We start from the raw sequence: 14,960 nt of genomic DNA on the forward strand, positions 1-14,960 counted from the left end.
GGGAAGCCGGGGAAGCTGTGTTGGCCGGCCCCTCTGTCCCGTTTCTGCGAGTCGATGTTTTTATTGATTTCATTTTTTTCCGTTAAATTGTCGACACTTGTGTAGTCTAACGTTCCCATCAGATGAAGGGGTCTCACCATGAAGTTTGCGAAAGAGCTATGCATCAGCGTTGCTGCCGGCGCGTTGTTCTCCATGGCAGGCGTTGCGTCAGCACAGACGGTGTCGCTTGGCGCCGTGTTGCCCCTGACGGGAGCAAGCGCATCGGTCGGAGACGACCAGCGGCGTGGCGTCGAACTGGCCGTGGAGCAGGTCAACGCGCACAACGGCGTGCTCGGGCAAAAGCTTCAGGTCATTGTCGAAGACTCGGGAGGCGCCGCGGCAACGGCATTGAGTTCGGCCCGCAAGCTGGTGTCGGTGAACAAAGTGCCTGTCGTGATCGGGGAGTTTTCTTCAGGCATCACGATTCCCGTTGGGGAGTATGTGGTCCAGCAGGGCGACGTCCATATCAACATCGGCTCGTCGAGCCCGCAGGTGCGCAAGATCGGCAGCGGCTCATTTAGCGTGATTGGTCTCGACGACCTGTCGGCACGTTTCGCTGCAGGTGATGTTTTCGGGCAGAGCCTGAAAGACGTTGCGTTCATCGCCCCGAATAACTCGTACGGCCAGGGCGTCGCGAACGAATTCAAGAAGCGTTTCGAAGCGTTGGGCGGCAAGGTCTCGTCGGTGATTCTTTACAGCGAAGGGCAATCGACGTATCGCCGTGAGCTTCAGCAAATGTCGCGCTCGGCGCCGCAAGCGTATGTGTATAGCGCCTATGGGCAGGAAGCGGCAACCATCAATCGCGAGGCTTTCGAGCTCGGGCTGAACAAGAAGAAGTGGTATGGCATTTACCTGACAATGTGCACGAGCGACACGACGCCACAAGCCGCACAGGGGCAGGAAGGCCTCGAAGTCGCGTCGATAGGCGATGGTGGCAAGTCGTATGAGCAGGCGTATCGCGCCAAATACAAGGAAGCGCCCAAGTCGTCGTTTGGCAGCTATGCATACGACGGCGTGATGGTCGCGGTTGCCGCAATCAATAAGGCCGGCTCTGCCGACCCCGCGAAGATTCGCACCGCCATGAAGGCATTGGGGCCGTATAACGGCGCGACGGGGACGATTGCGTTTGATGACGCTGGCCAGCGTAAGGACCAGCCGTACGACAAGGTGAAGTTCGATTCGAAGGTCGTCAGCCGATAAAGCCAGCCGCGCTGCCAGGCAGCGCGGCTGGTCGAGGAGAGCCCAATGCTGCAATTCATCATTGACACTTTGATACGCACCTCAGACATCATGCTGGTCGCCGTTGGCCTGAGCGTCGTTTATTCGCTGGTCAAGTTCCCCAACATCGCTCACGTGCAGTACGCCATGCTTGGCGCCTTTGTTACCCTCGCGCTGACTCGCATCGGCATGCCGTTCGCACTGGCGCTGTTCGGCTCCTGCGTCGGGATGGGCGTACTCGCCGTGCTGCTGAATATTCTCGTATTCAAGCGGCTTTTGCGCTCAGGCAGCTCGATCGCGATGATCGGCTCCCTCGCCGTCTCGATGATCTTTATCGCAGTGATATTGGGCGTTGCTGGCTCTCGTCCTTTCCAGTACTCGTCGGGACTGTCGAATCCCATTCCCATCGGTTCGACGACGGTCTCGGTAGATCAGCTTACGTCGATCGCGTGTGGATTCGGGTGCGTCGGTCTGCTGGCCTTGCTGCTCTTCAAGACAAACGTTGGCCGTTCCATGCGGGCCATGTCGTCCAACTCAGCACTTGCGGCGGCCACCGGAGTTGACGGCGCGCGGATCGTGAACGGCATCACATTCTTGAGCGGAGCGCTGGCGGCGCTCGGTGGCACGATGCTTGGCCTGACCGAGTCCGTTCATATCGGGCTCGGGACGAACTTGTTGCTGCCAGTCTTCGCTGCGGCGATCCTGGGCGGTCTGGGCAACCCGCTCGGCGCGGCCGCAGGGGCGCTGCTCATATCGATTGCGGAAACCCTGGTTACGAATCTGGATTTTGGATGGATGTTTGGAAGAACAGATGTCTATGTTCCGATTACCTACATCAGCGCAGCGTCCTTCCTGATATTGCTTGTTGCACTTCTCTTCAAGCCGTACGGGATCTTCGACCGGGAGGTTCGCCGTGTATAGCTTTCTTTTGCACGTCGCGACGCTCAGCTGCATCTATGCCTTGCTCGCGCTCGGACTCAATCTTCAGGCAGGGTTCGCGGGCCTTCTGAACTTCGGGTTCGTTGCGTTCGTCGGCGTCGGTGCGTATGTGTCTGCCATCGCGTCATCGCATGGATATCCTGTTCCGTTCGGCATGCTCGCCGGGATCGTCGTCGCGATGATTGTCGGCTACGTCATGGCCCGGCTCGGACGAAACCTCGCCTCCGACTACTGGGCCATTGCGACCCTTGCCGTGGCGGAGCTTATCCGGACAGTCGCGCTCAACGAAAACTGGCTCACGGGTGGCGCGCAGGGCATCAGCGGAGTCCCCGCAATTTTCGGCAGCGCCGCGGGCGTCCAGTACGACCTCTCGTTCTTCCTGCTGGCACTCGCCATGGTTGTCATTGCGTTCTCTGTCTGCACGCGCCTGACGCGCGGCAGATTCGGCCGCGCAATTCGATTGATGCGCGAGGAACCCGCCCTGGCGACCAGCCTCGGCTACCAGCTCGTGCCACTCAAGGTCAAGGCCACGGTCACGAGTGCCGCGATTGCGTCCGTTGGAGGTTCGCTGCTTGCGCACTACATGAGCTTCGTCGGTCCCGACTACATGCTCTCGTCCGAAACCTTCCTTGTCTGGACGATGGTCATGATAGGCGGGTTGGGTAACAACGTGGGCGTCGTACTGGGTGCGTTGCTCGTCGAAGCGGTCTATAGCGCGGTTCCGTTTGTCAAAGACTACCTCGACATCAGCAGCGATATCGCAGGCGCGGTACGGCTGGGCACGATCGGCGTCGTCCTGCTCGTATGCCTGCTGGCCCGGCCCGGTGGTCTGCTTCCCGAAAAAATCCGGAGTGCGACATGAGCACGATGCTTCGCTTGCATGACGTCTATAAAGCCTTCGGCGGCAACCAGGTGCTCACCGGCCTGAACTTCAATGTGCGTCAAGGCGAAATCGTGGGTCTGCTCGGGCCGAATGGGTGTGGCAAGAGCACGGTCCTGAACGTCATCACGGGCTATTGTTCCGTTGATCGTGGAGAGGTGGAGGTTCGGGGCGAGCGCGTGAGCGGCATGGCCGCGCATCAGATCGCCGCGAGGAGCGTGCGGCGAACGTTCCAGCTACCATCCATGCCCGCGCGGATGACGGTCGAGGAGGTCGTGATGGCGGCGTCGACGGCCAGTCACGGTCTCTTGAGCACGCTGTGGCGCCCGGCGGCGGTCAGGCGGTTGGAGCAGGACACGCGCGAGCGCGCGCACCATCTTCTCGATGAACTGCTGCTCACGAAAGTCGCGCATCTTCCGGCCGCTTCTCTCTCTGGCGGCCAGAAGAAGCTCCTCGGAATTGCCTGTGCAATGATGGAGCAGCCGGCATTGCTCCTGCTCGACGAGCCGATGGCCGGCGTGCACCCCAACTTGCGCTCGGAACTCGTCACTACGCTCAAACGCATCAACGGACAGGGCATTACGCTGGTCATCATCGAGCACGACATGCACTTCATTTCCGAAACATGCAGCCGCTGCATTGTGCTGGACAAGGGCAGGACGGTCGCCGACTGTCTTCCATCAGAGCTGGAGAATCATGAGAGCGTTGTCGAGGCGTATCTCGGCAAGAAGCCGGGTGGGCAGTTTCAGGTTGCGGGAGCCGTCGCATGATATCGGTAAATAACGTCATAGCGGGCTATACGCGAGAGGTCGATATCCTGCGTGGCATCTCCATCAACGCGCGGCAACTGGAGATTGTGACCATCCTTGGCCCGAACGGGTGTGGCAAGTCGACCTTGCTCAAGACGGTGGCCGGCTTCGTCCTGCCCCGCGAAGGTACCGTCACGCTGGACGACGCCGACATCGGGCAAGTGCCTGTGCACCGGAAGGTCCGCAAGCACGAAATCGGTTTTGTGCCGCAGACTGACAATGTGTTCGGCGCGCTGTCAGTATGGGAGAACCTCGTGCTTGGCGGCCAGTTCATGCAGGAGAGGGACAGGAAAGCGAGGGTCGATGAACTCTGCGAAGCTTACCCTGTGCTCAAGCGGAAAATCCGCGCCCGCGCCGCGAGTTTGTCGGGCGGTGAACGGCAGATCCTGTCCCTCGCGCGTGCCCTCATGCCGCGCCCGCGCTTTCTCTTGCTCGATGAACCGTCCGCCGGGCTCTCGCCCAAAATGCTCGGCGAGGTCTTCAACGCGATCGTCGAGCTGCGCAATACCGAGCGAATTGGCGTATTGATGGTAGAGCAGAACGCGACCGAGGCTCTGCGCATTTCCGACCGTACCTATGTACTGTCGATGGGTCAGGTCGCACTGGAGGGGAAAGCGTCGGACCTTCTCGCCAGCGATGAAATGCGGCGCCTCTATCTCGGCGGCCGGGCGCACTGAGTTCGGGCCGGGCAGCGGCTTTTTACGGGCGCTGTCTGTCCGCCGTTGGCGACTCGCGTCGCTCCTCGAAACCAGGAGCGAGATGTGGAACTGGAAGACGCAACCAGGCGAACATACTGCCTCGAAGGAATGACCGTGACTTTGCGAACAGTGACTCTCGATGACAAGTACACCCTCGACAGCGGGCGCATATTTCTGACCGGTGTCCAGGCGCTTGTTCGTCTGCCATTGATGCAGCATCGCCGTGACAAGGCCAATGGCCTGAACACTGCAGGCTACATTTCCGGCTACCGTGGCTCGCCGTTGGGCACGTACGACGCCGAGCTAGGAAAGGCCAGCAAGTTTCTGGGCGAAGCCAATGTTGTCTTCGTGCCGGGTGTCAACGAAGACCTCGCCGCGACGGCGGTCTGGGGCGCGCAACAGGCCGAGGCAAGCGCAGAGGGCAAGTACGATGGGGTGTTTTCCATCTGGTACGGCAAGGGCCCTGGTGTTGACCGCAGCGGCGACGCTTTGCGCCACGCGAATCTCGCGGGTAGCTCGAAGCATGGCGGCGTGCTGCTGTTGATGGGCGATGACCACACGTGCGAGTCGTCGACGACCTGCCATCAATCGGAATTTGCCTTGGTCGACGCGTCGATACCCATCCTGAGCCCGAGTGGCGTACAGGAAATTCTCGACTACGGTCTGTACGGTTGGGCCATGTCGCGGTACTCGGGCTGCTGGGTCGGCCTCAAGTGCGTGAAAGATACCGCCGACGCCTCAGCGGCAATCGATGTCGACCTCGATCGCATCAGACCGCAGATTCCCACCGGCGTGGAAATGCCGCTGGGCGGCCTGAACCTCCGCTTGCCCGACACGCCCCAGGAGCAGGAATTCCGGCTTCACAACTACAAGCTCGATGCCGTTCGTGCCTTTGTTCGAACCAACAAACTTGACCGGGTCACGCTGGGCAAGCCCGGTGCGCGAATTGGCATCGTTACGCACGGCAAGAGCTATCTGGACCTCCTGCAGGCTATCGACGACCTGAACGTGACCGAGGCGGACCTGGAAGCCATGGGCGTTGCGATCTATAAGGTCGCGTGCACCTGGCCTCTCGAGCCTCAAGGCATTCAGGCGTTCGCTGCCGGGCTTGATCTGCTCTTGGTCGTTGAAGAGAAGCGCAGCCTGCTCGAGTCGCAGATCAAGGACATCCTGTATCGCGCACCGCACGCGCCGATCGTTATCGGCAAGCATGACGAGAATGGCAAGAAGCTCTTTCCGGTCGAAATGTCGCTGAGTTCGCTCCAGGTGGCTATCGCATTGGGCCAGCGGCTGGCGCAACACACAGGCGACACAGCCATCGCGGAGCGAGTTGCGTTCCTGACGGCGTTGAGCAAGGTCGAGTTCGCTCCCGAAGCCATGCTGCGCAGCTTCTACTTTTGCAGTGGCTGCCCGCATAACTCGTCGACGGTTCTACCCGAAGGAAGCAAGGCCTACGCTGGAATCGGCTGCAGCTGGATGGCGCAGACCATGGAGCGCAATACGCTGGGCTACACGCAGATGGGCGCCGAGGGGATGGCGTGGGTTGGCGAGGCGCCGTTCTCCACGCGCGCGCATATGTTCCAGAACATGGGCGATGGCACCTATTTCCATTCGGGTCTGCTCGCCATTCGCGCGGCGGTCGCGGCCGGGACCAATATCACGTTCAAGATCCTGTACAACGACGCGGTGGCGATGACAGGGGGGCAGCGGCACGACGGCCAGCTCAGTCCGGCGACCATCACGACGCAGGTGCGATCCGAAGGTGTGAGCCGCATCGCGGTCGTGTCGGACGACCCGTCGAAGTACCCTGCCGATGCCGGCTGGGCGCAGGGCGTGACGATCCACCACCGCTCCGAACTGCAAAAGGTTCAGGAGGAGCTTCGCGATATTGCCGGCGTGACGGTGCTGGTGTATGACCAGACCTGCGCCGCAGAGAAGCGTCGTCGTCGCAAGCGCAAACAGTTTCCCGACCCTGCCAGGCGGCTGGTCATCAATGACCTCGTCTGCGAAGGCTGCGGCGACTGTGGCGTCAAATCCAACTGCGTTTCGCTGGTTCCGCTCGAAACGGAGCACGGTCGCAAGCGCGCCATCGACCAGTCGTCATGCAACAAGGACTATTCGTGCAACAACGGCTTTTGCCCGAGTTTCGTGACCGTGCATGGTGGCAGTCTGCGAAAGGCGGGCACCGTCAAGCCGAACGTCGAACTGTTCCCGGCGCTGGTCGAACCTGAATTGCCGTCGGTCGAGAAGGGGGTGTATTCCATCATCGTGACGGGTGTTGGCGGCACGGGCGTTGTCACCATCGGCGCGATTCTTGGCATGGCAGCGCACCTCGAAGGCAAGGGGTGCGGCATTCTTGACATGGCAGGACTTGCGCAAAAGGGCGGCTCGGTATGGTCGCATCTGCGATTCGGCAAGAATCCGGCTGCGATCAAGGCCATTCGCATTGCCGCCGGTGGTGCCGATGCGGTCCTGGGTTGCGACATGGTCGTGGCCGCGAGCCGCAAGACGCTTGCCGCGACGCGAAAGGGCACAACGCGCATGCTCGTCAACACGCATGAAGTCATGACAGGCGAATTCACGCGCCATCCTGATTTCAAGTTCCCCGCGCTGGAACTGCGCAAGGGCATCATCGACGCAGTGGGCAGCGAGGGAGTCGAGTTTGTCAATGCAACGAAGTACGCCCTCAACATCTTCGGCGACACCATTGCGGGCAATATGTTCATGCTCGGCTATGCCTGGCAGCGCGGTCTCATCCCGATTGGCTCGGAGGCAATCAACGCCGCCATCGAACTCAACGGCTCGGGCGTCAAGATGAACAAGGAGGCATTCCTGTGGGGACGTCGCGCCGCACTGTCGCCCAGTTCTGCCGAGCGTGCGCTCGTCGCGGCAAAGCCGGTGAGCGAGTCGCTGCGCATCTCGTCGTCGCTCGATGAGTTCATCGAGCGCAAGGTCGAATTCTTGACCGGCTATCAGAATGCGGCGTATGGCGAGCGCTTTCGCAAGCTCGTGAGCAAGGTCCGCGACTGGGAGCGCGCGGTGATGCCACGTCAGGAAGCTGTTACGCGCGCGGTGGCGAGCGGCTATTTCAAGGTTCTCGCGTACAAGGACGAGTATGAGGTCGCAAGGCTTCATTCCTCACCGGAGTTTGTCGAGAGCATCAGGCAGCAGTTCGAGGGCGATTTCCGTATCGCATTCAATCTCGCGCCGCCGCTTTTCGCGCGCAAGGACGAACTGAGCGGCGAACCGCGTAAAAAGGAATTCGGCGCCTGGATTGTTCCCGCGTTCCGGATGCTCGCGAAACTGAAGGCGCTGCGGGGCAGCGCGCTCGACGTGTTCGGGTATACGGCGGAGCGTCGGATGGAGCGTGGCCTGATCACGCGCTATGAGCAAACGGTCGACGAAATTCTTCGTCATGGCACCGCGCGCAATTATCAGGCTGTGCTGGGTGCAGCGAGCCTGGTGGAGAAAGTGCGTGGGTACGGCCACGTCAAAGCGCGGAATTTGAGGTCCGTCGACGCCGAATGGACGAATGCCGTCGCTCAATTGTCGAAGCCGTCCGTGATTGAACTCAAGCAGGTCGCCTGAATATCGTAAAGACCCGGAGAACATGCGTGACGTTCGACTGTGACCTGGCACGCACGACCGTACTGGCAACAGGCGCATTCAGCGGACTGGGTCTTCACTTCTAGAAGCCGCAGGCGGCGCAGGGATGTCGAGTGGCAATGTGAGGGCGGCGCCTGCAATTCGGTCAGACGCTGGCTCAAGTGCTCTCAACTGAAGGCCATGCGGCTCATGCTTTCGAACTCGATGTCACCGACGCGAGTTCCGTTGCGCAGTGCATCGAGGAAGTCAGCTCGAAGCTCTGCCGGCCGACCGGCCGTGCTCGCGAACAATGCGGGCGTGATCCAGATGACCAAGGCGCTTGCACTCGAACTGGCGCGTTATCGAATTCGTGTGAATGCGATCGCGCCAGGCTATTTCGCAACGGACCTGAATCGGGACTGCTTCGTGACCGTTGACGGCGGCCGCCTCGTCAACTCGCTCTGAACCTCAGCGTTTGACCGGAAAGGCGGCGCTCATTGCGAGTAGAGCTTCACGACGCCAGCATCTACGACCTTGGTAATTTCTTCCATACGCCAGGTGATATGCGTTTCCGTCAGCTCCCGGCAACGCTTTGGATCACGCGCTTCAATCGCATCGAGAATGTCGAGGTGTTCCGAGAATGCGTCATGGCCGCGCTGTTCGAGGTCGACCCAGCGAACGAAATGAATGCGTGCGTTGATGGCGTAGAGCGCGCGCACCATTTCGTTGTTGCCGGAAAGGGCGACGAGGCGCACATGAAACTCTTCGTCCCGCGCAACCAGTTGCGTTGCAGGTGCATGCGCGGCCTTGTTCTTCATCACGTCCTTCCAGAACTTGCGCAATGCTCGCACGTCCTTGTCATCGGCGCGCTCGACGGCGAGCTGGACGGCTGATGCCTCAATACTGCGCCGAAGTTCGAACAGGTCGAAAATGTCCTGACGATTCAGCTCGCGGATAAAGAATCCCCGGTTCGGAACAAATGTCAGGAGATTTTCGGCGACCAGGCGATTGAGCGCTTCGCGCAAAGGCGTGCGGCTTACGTCGAACTTCTCTGCAAGCTCAAGTTCGTTCACACGTTCACCAGGGCGGATCGTATAGAGTACCGCCATCTCCTTTAACTGCTCGTACAGGTCGTTGACCGTGAGACCAGCCCGCTTTGGCGCGTTGGTCTCGCGGACTCGCGGTTTGGATTCCCGCAGGAGTGAGTTGTAGCCTGCCATTGTCTGTTTCCTTCCCGGTGCGGATGGCACCCTGCTTCCTGCTTTGGGGGCGTGCCCCTCCCGGCGGATCCTCGATCGAACGACCATCGCTTGAAAGGCGTAAGTGCCGCCGTGCTGATGCTGGCACTAACCGCGGGCCTCAACTTCGGGGTCGAGGGACCGCGGAGGTTGGAAAGTGTCGGCAACACTGTATTCTACAACAGCCGATGTCGTGCGCAGGCTTGCTGGATTGCGCGGCGACATTCTCAGCGTCTGGCAATCGTCGTCTCGACCTTGTCCACGAATCGATGCCAGGGGTGAACGAGGCTGGCGACACGCACGGCAACACCATGTCCGTGAATTTGTCTGAGCGAAGTAACGGGGACGGGCATGTCAGCGTCTGTGGCCGTGCCTGATAACAGGCGAGCAGCGCTTGCGCCCCAAACCGTGCTCATCGCAACGCCGCGCCCGGAGTACACGCCGGCAAAGAGAAGATTGGGCGCCAGCCTCATCAGCCTCGGTATGCGGTCGGGCACGACAGCCAGGGTTCCTTCCCAGTATTCAGTGGATTTGAGCCCGTCAAGCTGCGGAAAAACGGTCCGAAATTTTGCCATTACGGCGGCCTGGCCTCGCGCTGCTGCCTTGTGCCACAGCGTGTGGGTTCCGATGGCTTCCAGTCGGTTTTCACTATCGTAGCGGCAGGCGAAGAGATCTCTGCGTGTGTCCGAGACGCCTTCGTTGCCCGGCAGCACGGTGCGCCGTTGCTGTTCGTTTAAAGGCTCGGTCGCGACCTGATAAATGCGCACAGGTATGAGGGAGCGGCGCAGGCCTGGCCAGATGTCGCCGGTGAGTGCGTTGGTTGTGACGAGCACACCCTTCGCCGAAACCTCGCCAGCGGGTGTGCGCACGCTCCATTTGCTCGCGTCACGAACGATGGCAATTGCTGGTGACTTCTCGTACAGCCGCACCCCATCCCTGGCAGCGCCCCGAGCAAGCCCTCGGCAAAGGGCGTATGGGTTGAGATGGCCGGCGTGGGTTGCCTTCCAGCCACCCGCATAATTGACGCTTCCCATGCGTTCGGACAATGCGTCACGGTCGAGCCATTCGACGGAAGCACCGAAGGCCTTCCATTCTTCGTAGAAGGTTCGCCCTCTATCAAGCGCCTGCCTGGAATGGCAGGCCTGCATCCAGCCTTTGCGTACCGAATCGCAACGGATCTCATAGCGGTCAATCAGCTCGAACAGCTTTGTCGGGGCGGATGCCACGAGGCTGTTGTACCGACGGCCGCGTACGGAGCCGAGCAATTGTTCCATTTCGCTGGGGCTTGCCCTGGAGTGGTGGGGAATCACTTGACCGTTGTTCCGCCCCGAGGCTGCTTGCCCGATGGTGTCTTGTTCAAGCACGACCACGGAAGCACCAAGACGCGCAAGCTCGATGGCTGCATTCAGCCCCGACAATCCTCCACCCACGACGACATAGTCGGCCGTTTGCCCTCCAGAGAGAACTGGATAGTCGGCGGTGATCTCCTTCGAGATTTTGAGCCAGTGATGGGCTGCCTCGTTCATTTTCCATCTCCCGGCGTCATCCGTTTTGCGACCCGTCGGTTGACGCAAGGGCAAAGGTCGGCCACGGCGCACGCTGTCATGAAGTCAGACCTTCCATTGGGATCTCCGGCGTACGCCCCGCGATGAGGTCCGCGGTGATGCGAGCCGAGCCGTGAGACATCGTCCATCCGATGTGACCATGACCCGTGTTCAGGAAGAGGTTTCCGTATTTTCTCTTTCCGAAGCACGGCAGGTTGTTCGGCGTCATGGGCCGCAGACCAGCCCACATTTCCGCGCGATCGTAGTTGCCGCCGTCCGGATACAGCTCTTGCGTGACACGTTTCATGAACTCGAAGTCCGATGGCTTGTGCGCAGTGTCATACCCGGCGAACTCGGCGGTGGCGGTGACGCGAATCCTGTCGCCGAATCGGGAAATGGCGACCAGATTGTGCTCGTCGACGACAGCGACGTTGGGTGGCTGAATATGGCCTTCGATCGGGATAGTGAGCGAATACCCCTTCACCGGATAGATTGGCAAGTTGATGCCAATTTGCCCCGCGATTATCGGGCTATAGCTGCCGAGCGCGAGGACATAGGCATCGCCCTTCAGGCTACCCTTGTCCGTCCGGACTCCGGCGATCTGGCCACCGGCGACTTCAAGACCCTGAATATTCGTATTGTTCAGAATAGTCGCGCCGCGAGAAACGATGATGTCGGCCAGCCCTCTGGTGAACTTCGCCGGGTCCCCGGTCTCATCCGTTGGGCAATAAATGGCGCCTGCAATCTCGTCTTTCGCAGAGGTGAGCGAAGGATCGAGCGAGACAACCTCGCTTCGGCTGAGTACCTTGATGAGCTGCCCATCCGACTCCAGTAATTTCATCTGCGCAACGCCGCGATCCAGGGCCTCCTGGCTGCGATGGAAGTAGATGATGCCGCGGTCGTTACGATCGTAGCTAACGGATTCGGTCTTGATGACGTCTTGAAGGACTGACTGCGAATAGGCGGCGAGCCGATGCTTGAGCAGCGTATTGCGCCTTGCTTTTTCCGATGTGCACTCCCGCAGGAAAAGCCACGACCAACCGTACAGTTTCGGGTCAGACGAGAACTTGAAGCGCAGCGCCTGGTCCTTTAGCACCAGCGACTTGAGCAGCACCATGGGCGCTTTCGGCGAAGACCAGACGAATGAGTGTCCTGGCGCAACCATGCCAGCATTTCCCCAGCTCGTTTCGCCAGCGACCACGGGCTGCCTGTCAACGACCGTTACATCATGCCCATCCTTCTGCAACTGATAAGCGGTCGTCACGCCAACGACGCCGCCGCCAAGCACGATTACCTTCATGATGCCCTCGATCTCGAACGTTGAATGACTTCGCGTAAGGCGGTCAGGGCTTCGGCTCAAGGGCCCTTGCTCGCAAAGTGTCTACACAAATGTATATTACGAATAAAAAAAGAACGCAATGCGCGCTATCGATTACCCGGGAGTTTGCCTGGATTTGTCGATAAAAGTGTCGACAATTGTGTGTGACATGGGCTAGTCTGTGAACACTTTCACGTGAACTGATGGAGGGAGTTATGCAGATCAAGCGCTACGAGAGTGGCAAGCGAATGAGTCAGACCGTCGTGTACGGTGGTTTTGCGTTTCTTGCAGGGCAGGTGGCCAGCGACCCGAGTCAAGACGTGAAGGGGCAGACCGAGCAGATCCTCAAGAAGATCGACGCACTGCTGGAGCAAGCGGGCTCGGACAAGACGAAGATTCTTTCAGCAAGCATCTGGCTCGCTGATTACAAGACATTCAACGAGATGAACGAGGTGTGGGACGCATGGGTGCCCGAGGGCGATGCGCCGGCGCGTGCGTGCGTCGAGTCAAAGCTGGCGTTCCCGCAATACACCGTCGAAATCGCAGTCATCGCCGCAGTCTGATTCGTGGACCATGAACGGAGCGCTGGCGAGCGCAACTTAACCTGGCGGCAGTACGAGCCGACAACGTTGAAGGGGCAGGCACAGTATGGAAACCCTCGAGGCAGCGGAACGCTATGTGAAGCTCGGCTTCACGCTCGATAAGGGCATTTCGCATCGCGCTGCGATTGGGCTGGTCGTATTGGCGACCGACCACACGATCGAATACGAGTGGCGCAAGCTGCTCGCCGTCGACGGTGTCGGCTTCTACGAGAGTCGAATATCAAATTCCGCAGAAATCACGCCGGCTACGCTCAGAGAGATGGATAGCCTGATTGCTCCGGGCGTTGCTGTCATTCGGCCTGGAGAGCGGCTCGACGTTGTTGCGTTTGGTTGCACGTCGGCATCCATGGTGCTCGGCGAAGGCCACGTGATGGAGCGCATCAGGGAGGCCCGGCCCAAGGCTGCGTGCACGACGCCCATCACTGCTGCGAGAGTCGCTCTGAACGCGTTGGGCGCCCGACGCGTCGCGCTTCTGACGCCGTATCTGCGCGAGATTACGGAGTCCATGAAAGATTATTTGAGCGCCCGCGGGATGAACATCGTGCGAATGGGCTCGTTTGAGCATTCGGACGATAACGAGGTGGCGCGCATCGACGCACAGTCTGTTCGCAATGCAGTTCTTGAGCTTGGCCGGCACGACGACGTCGATGCGGTGTTCGTCTCGTGCACCTCGGTGCGGCTGGTCGACCAGGTTGCCGCAATCGAGCGCGAGCTGGGCAAGCCCGTGACGTCCAGCAATCATGCAATGGCGTGGCATGCCTTGCGGCTGGGCGGAGTGAAAGACGAACTGCCTCAGTTTGGACGACTATTCACCGTGCAGAACATCGAGCAGTAGCCAACGCCTTGTTGGTGAGTTTCGGGTCTCGCGGCCAATACTGTCGACGCGACTTTATCAGGGCCGCCGCGGAGCCGGCTAGCTGGCCGGACTTCGCAGCTCGCGCTTTTGATGCGCAGGCTGCCTTGCAGGCAACGCGACCTTTTGCCGATGCACCCTTCGCAAGAGCAGCTCTCATTTCTTTCGTGTGCATCGAAGATGTCGCGATCGGTCCTCTGTACGCCGGCAGTCTGTCATCGCACGCGTCGTCAACACATTGCATCGCCACTTTGGCGACACGTTCGCGGCGCTCGCGAGCCGTCTGCTCATGATGCTGGGCGAATGCACGCCCATAAGGCTAGCGGGCAAGATTTGTATCGCTGATCTCTTTCGGGGCGAGATAAGAAGGATTATCTCGATAGCTACATTACGATCTGATTTCCGGTGGAAATGTCAACACGTTGGCCAACCTGGAGACCGTTCTCGTACCTCTAACAGCGTCGTCTTGGCCCGCAGTCGCCCGATTTGCTTACCTCTGTCAGCTTTTGCAGTCGCTCAACGGAACGGTGGGCATACTTTTTCGCTAAGCGCGTCTGTATTACGTACGCCGCTAACTCAAGGCAACCGTTGCGCTTAAAAAGCTGGCTTTGAGCGATAAACGCCCTTGAACTAACCCGCTGACGCGGGAGTAGTTGGTTGGCCAGCGACATCGGCTCCGAGGTCATCTGCAGGGCGGCTCCGTTCCGAGTGGGATCATGGCGGCGCAGTTTGCTGCCGTGACCATTTCGAGCGGAGTCCATCATGACACCCCTACGTCGACGCATGATCGAGGATATGCGTGTGCGCAGCCTCGCCGCCAACACACAACGTGCGTATCTCCAGCAGGTGAGCAACTTTGCCAGACACTTCGGGCGGTCCCCTGAACTGCTCAGCCCGGAGGAGATACGCGCTTGACAAGGGCACCTGATTGAAGTTCAGCGACGCTCATCCAGCACCCACGTGGTGGCCACCGCGGCGTCCGGCGCGCTACCTGAAGGTCGCGACCAGCACGATCTGCGCGACGACCAGCCCGTTCGACCGGCTACCGTCAAGATCCCCACAGGCTTCATCCGAACCGCCGGTCGACCACGTCTGAACCGCGATGAGGGCCCCGGTGGAGTTGGCAGACATCCTACTCCACCACGGTCCGGCACGATTGCGGCGAATCTCATTGGTTCGATCGAAGCCGTGCACTTCCAGGTGGGCAACACGATACGCCAGGCGGGCGGCCACAATG

At 60.0% G+C, this 14,960-nt stretch carries 13 protein-coding genes; 10 read left to right on the forward strand and 3 right to left on the reverse strand.

The genetic code is table 11. From position 1 onward, the window contains the following. Positions 1-138 precede the first annotated feature (138 nt). The 7 genes from JMY28_RS24900 (at position 139) to JMY28_RS39025 (ending at position 8,633) form a co-directional block, all read left to right on the forward strand. Positions 139-1,239: an ABC transporter substrate-binding protein gene (locus tag JMY28_RS24900; RefSeq protein ID WP_201698548.1), complete on the forward strand. Its 1,101-nt coding sequence runs from the start codon at positions 139-141 to the stop codon at positions 1,237-1,239. 45 nt (positions 1,240-1,284) lie between these two features. After that, positions 1,285-2,178 carry a branched-chain amino acid ABC transporter permease gene (locus tag JMY28_RS24905; RefSeq protein ID WP_201698549.1) on the forward strand — a complete coding sequence of 298 codons (894 nt, stop codon included), beginning with the start codon at positions 1,285-1,287 and terminating at the stop codon, positions 2,176-2,178. Beyond that, the gene (locus JMY28_RS24910) at positions 2,171-3,058 is read left to right on the forward strand and encodes a branched-chain amino acid ABC transporter permease (protein WP_201698550.1); all 888 of its coding nucleotides are present in this window, start codon (positions 2,171-2,173) and stop codon (positions 3,056-3,058) included. Before JMY28_RS24905 ends, JMY28_RS24910 begins: the two co-directional genes overlap by 8 nt. After that, the gene (locus JMY28_RS24915) at positions 3,055-3,846 is read left to right on the forward strand and encodes an ABC transporter ATP-binding protein (protein ID WP_201698551.1); all 792 of its coding nucleotides are present in this window, start codon (positions 3,055-3,057) and stop codon (positions 3,844-3,846) included. Before JMY28_RS24910 ends, JMY28_RS24915 begins: the two co-directional genes overlap by 4 nt. Then, entirely contained in the window at positions 3,843-4,562 is a 720-nt protein-coding gene (locus JMY28_RS24920) for an ABC transporter ATP-binding protein (protein ID WP_201698552.1), read from the forward strand. Before JMY28_RS24915 ends, JMY28_RS24920 begins: the two co-directional genes overlap by 4 nt. A 129-nt stretch (positions 4,563-4,691) precedes the next feature. Continuing rightward, positions 4,692-8,171: an indolepyruvate ferredoxin oxidoreductase family protein gene (locus JMY28_RS24925; protein ID WP_201698553.1), complete on the forward strand. Its 3,480-nt coding sequence runs from the start codon at positions 4,692-4,694 to the stop codon at positions 8,169-8,171. Between the two features lie 294 nt (positions 8,172-8,465). Next, positions 8,466-8,633, forward strand: coding sequence for an SDR family oxidoreductase (locus JMY28_RS39025; RefSeq protein ID WP_236597029.1), 168 nt, complete (start codon positions 8,466-8,468; stop codon positions 8,631-8,633). 29 nt (positions 8,634-8,662) lie between these two features. Here the strand turns inward: JMY28_RS39025 and JMY28_RS24935 are convergent, their stop codons facing one another. The 3 genes from JMY28_RS24935 to JMY28_RS24945 form a co-directional block, all read right to left on the reverse strand. Beyond that, entirely contained in the window at positions 8,663-9,388 is a 726-nt protein-coding gene (locus tag JMY28_RS24935) for a GntR family transcriptional regulator (RefSeq protein ID WP_201698555.1), read from the reverse strand. A gap of 245 nt (positions 9,389-9,633) precedes the next feature. After that, entirely contained in the window at positions 9,634-10,932 is a 1,299-nt protein-coding gene (locus tag JMY28_RS24940) for an NAD(P)/FAD-dependent oxidoreductase (protein WP_201698556.1), read from the reverse strand. 76 nt (positions 10,933-11,008) lie between these two features. Continuing rightward, positions 11,009-12,250 carry a D-amino acid dehydrogenase gene (locus tag JMY28_RS24945; protein WP_201698557.1) on the reverse strand — a complete coding sequence of 414 codons (1,242 nt, stop codon included), beginning with the start codon at positions 12,248-12,250 and terminating at the stop codon, positions 11,009-11,011. A 233-nt stretch (positions 12,251-12,483) separates the two neighbouring features. On the opposite strand from JMY28_RS24945, the gene JMY28_RS24950 reads away from it, so the two are divergent. From JMY28_RS24950 to JMY28_RS24960, 3 genes are all read left to right on the forward strand, one after another. Beyond that, the gene (locus tag JMY28_RS24950; RefSeq protein ID WP_201698558.1) at positions 12,484-12,831 is read left to right on the forward strand and encodes a RidA family protein; all 348 of its coding nucleotides are present in this window, start codon (positions 12,484-12,486) and stop codon (positions 12,829-12,831) included. A gap of 85 nt (positions 12,832-12,916) precedes the next feature. Beyond that, a complete protein-coding gene (locus tag JMY28_RS24955; RefSeq protein ID WP_201698559.1) occupies positions 12,917-13,705 on the forward strand; it encodes a maleate cis-trans isomerase family protein in 789 nt (262 codons plus the stop codon). A 780-nt stretch (positions 13,706-14,485) separates the two neighbouring features. Then, on the forward strand, positions 14,486-14,638 hold the full coding sequence (locus tag JMY28_RS24960; protein ID WP_201698560.1) for a phage integrase N-terminal SAM-like domain-containing protein: 153 nt from the start codon (positions 14,486-14,488) through the stop codon (positions 14,636-14,638). Positions 14,639-14,960 lie beyond the last annotated feature (322 nt).

The sequence above is a fragment of the Paraburkholderia hiiakae genome (assembly GCF_904848665.1).
GTDB classification, from domain to species: Bacteria; Pseudomonadota; Gammaproteobacteria; order Burkholderiales; family Burkholderiaceae; genus Paraburkholderia; species Paraburkholderia hiiakae.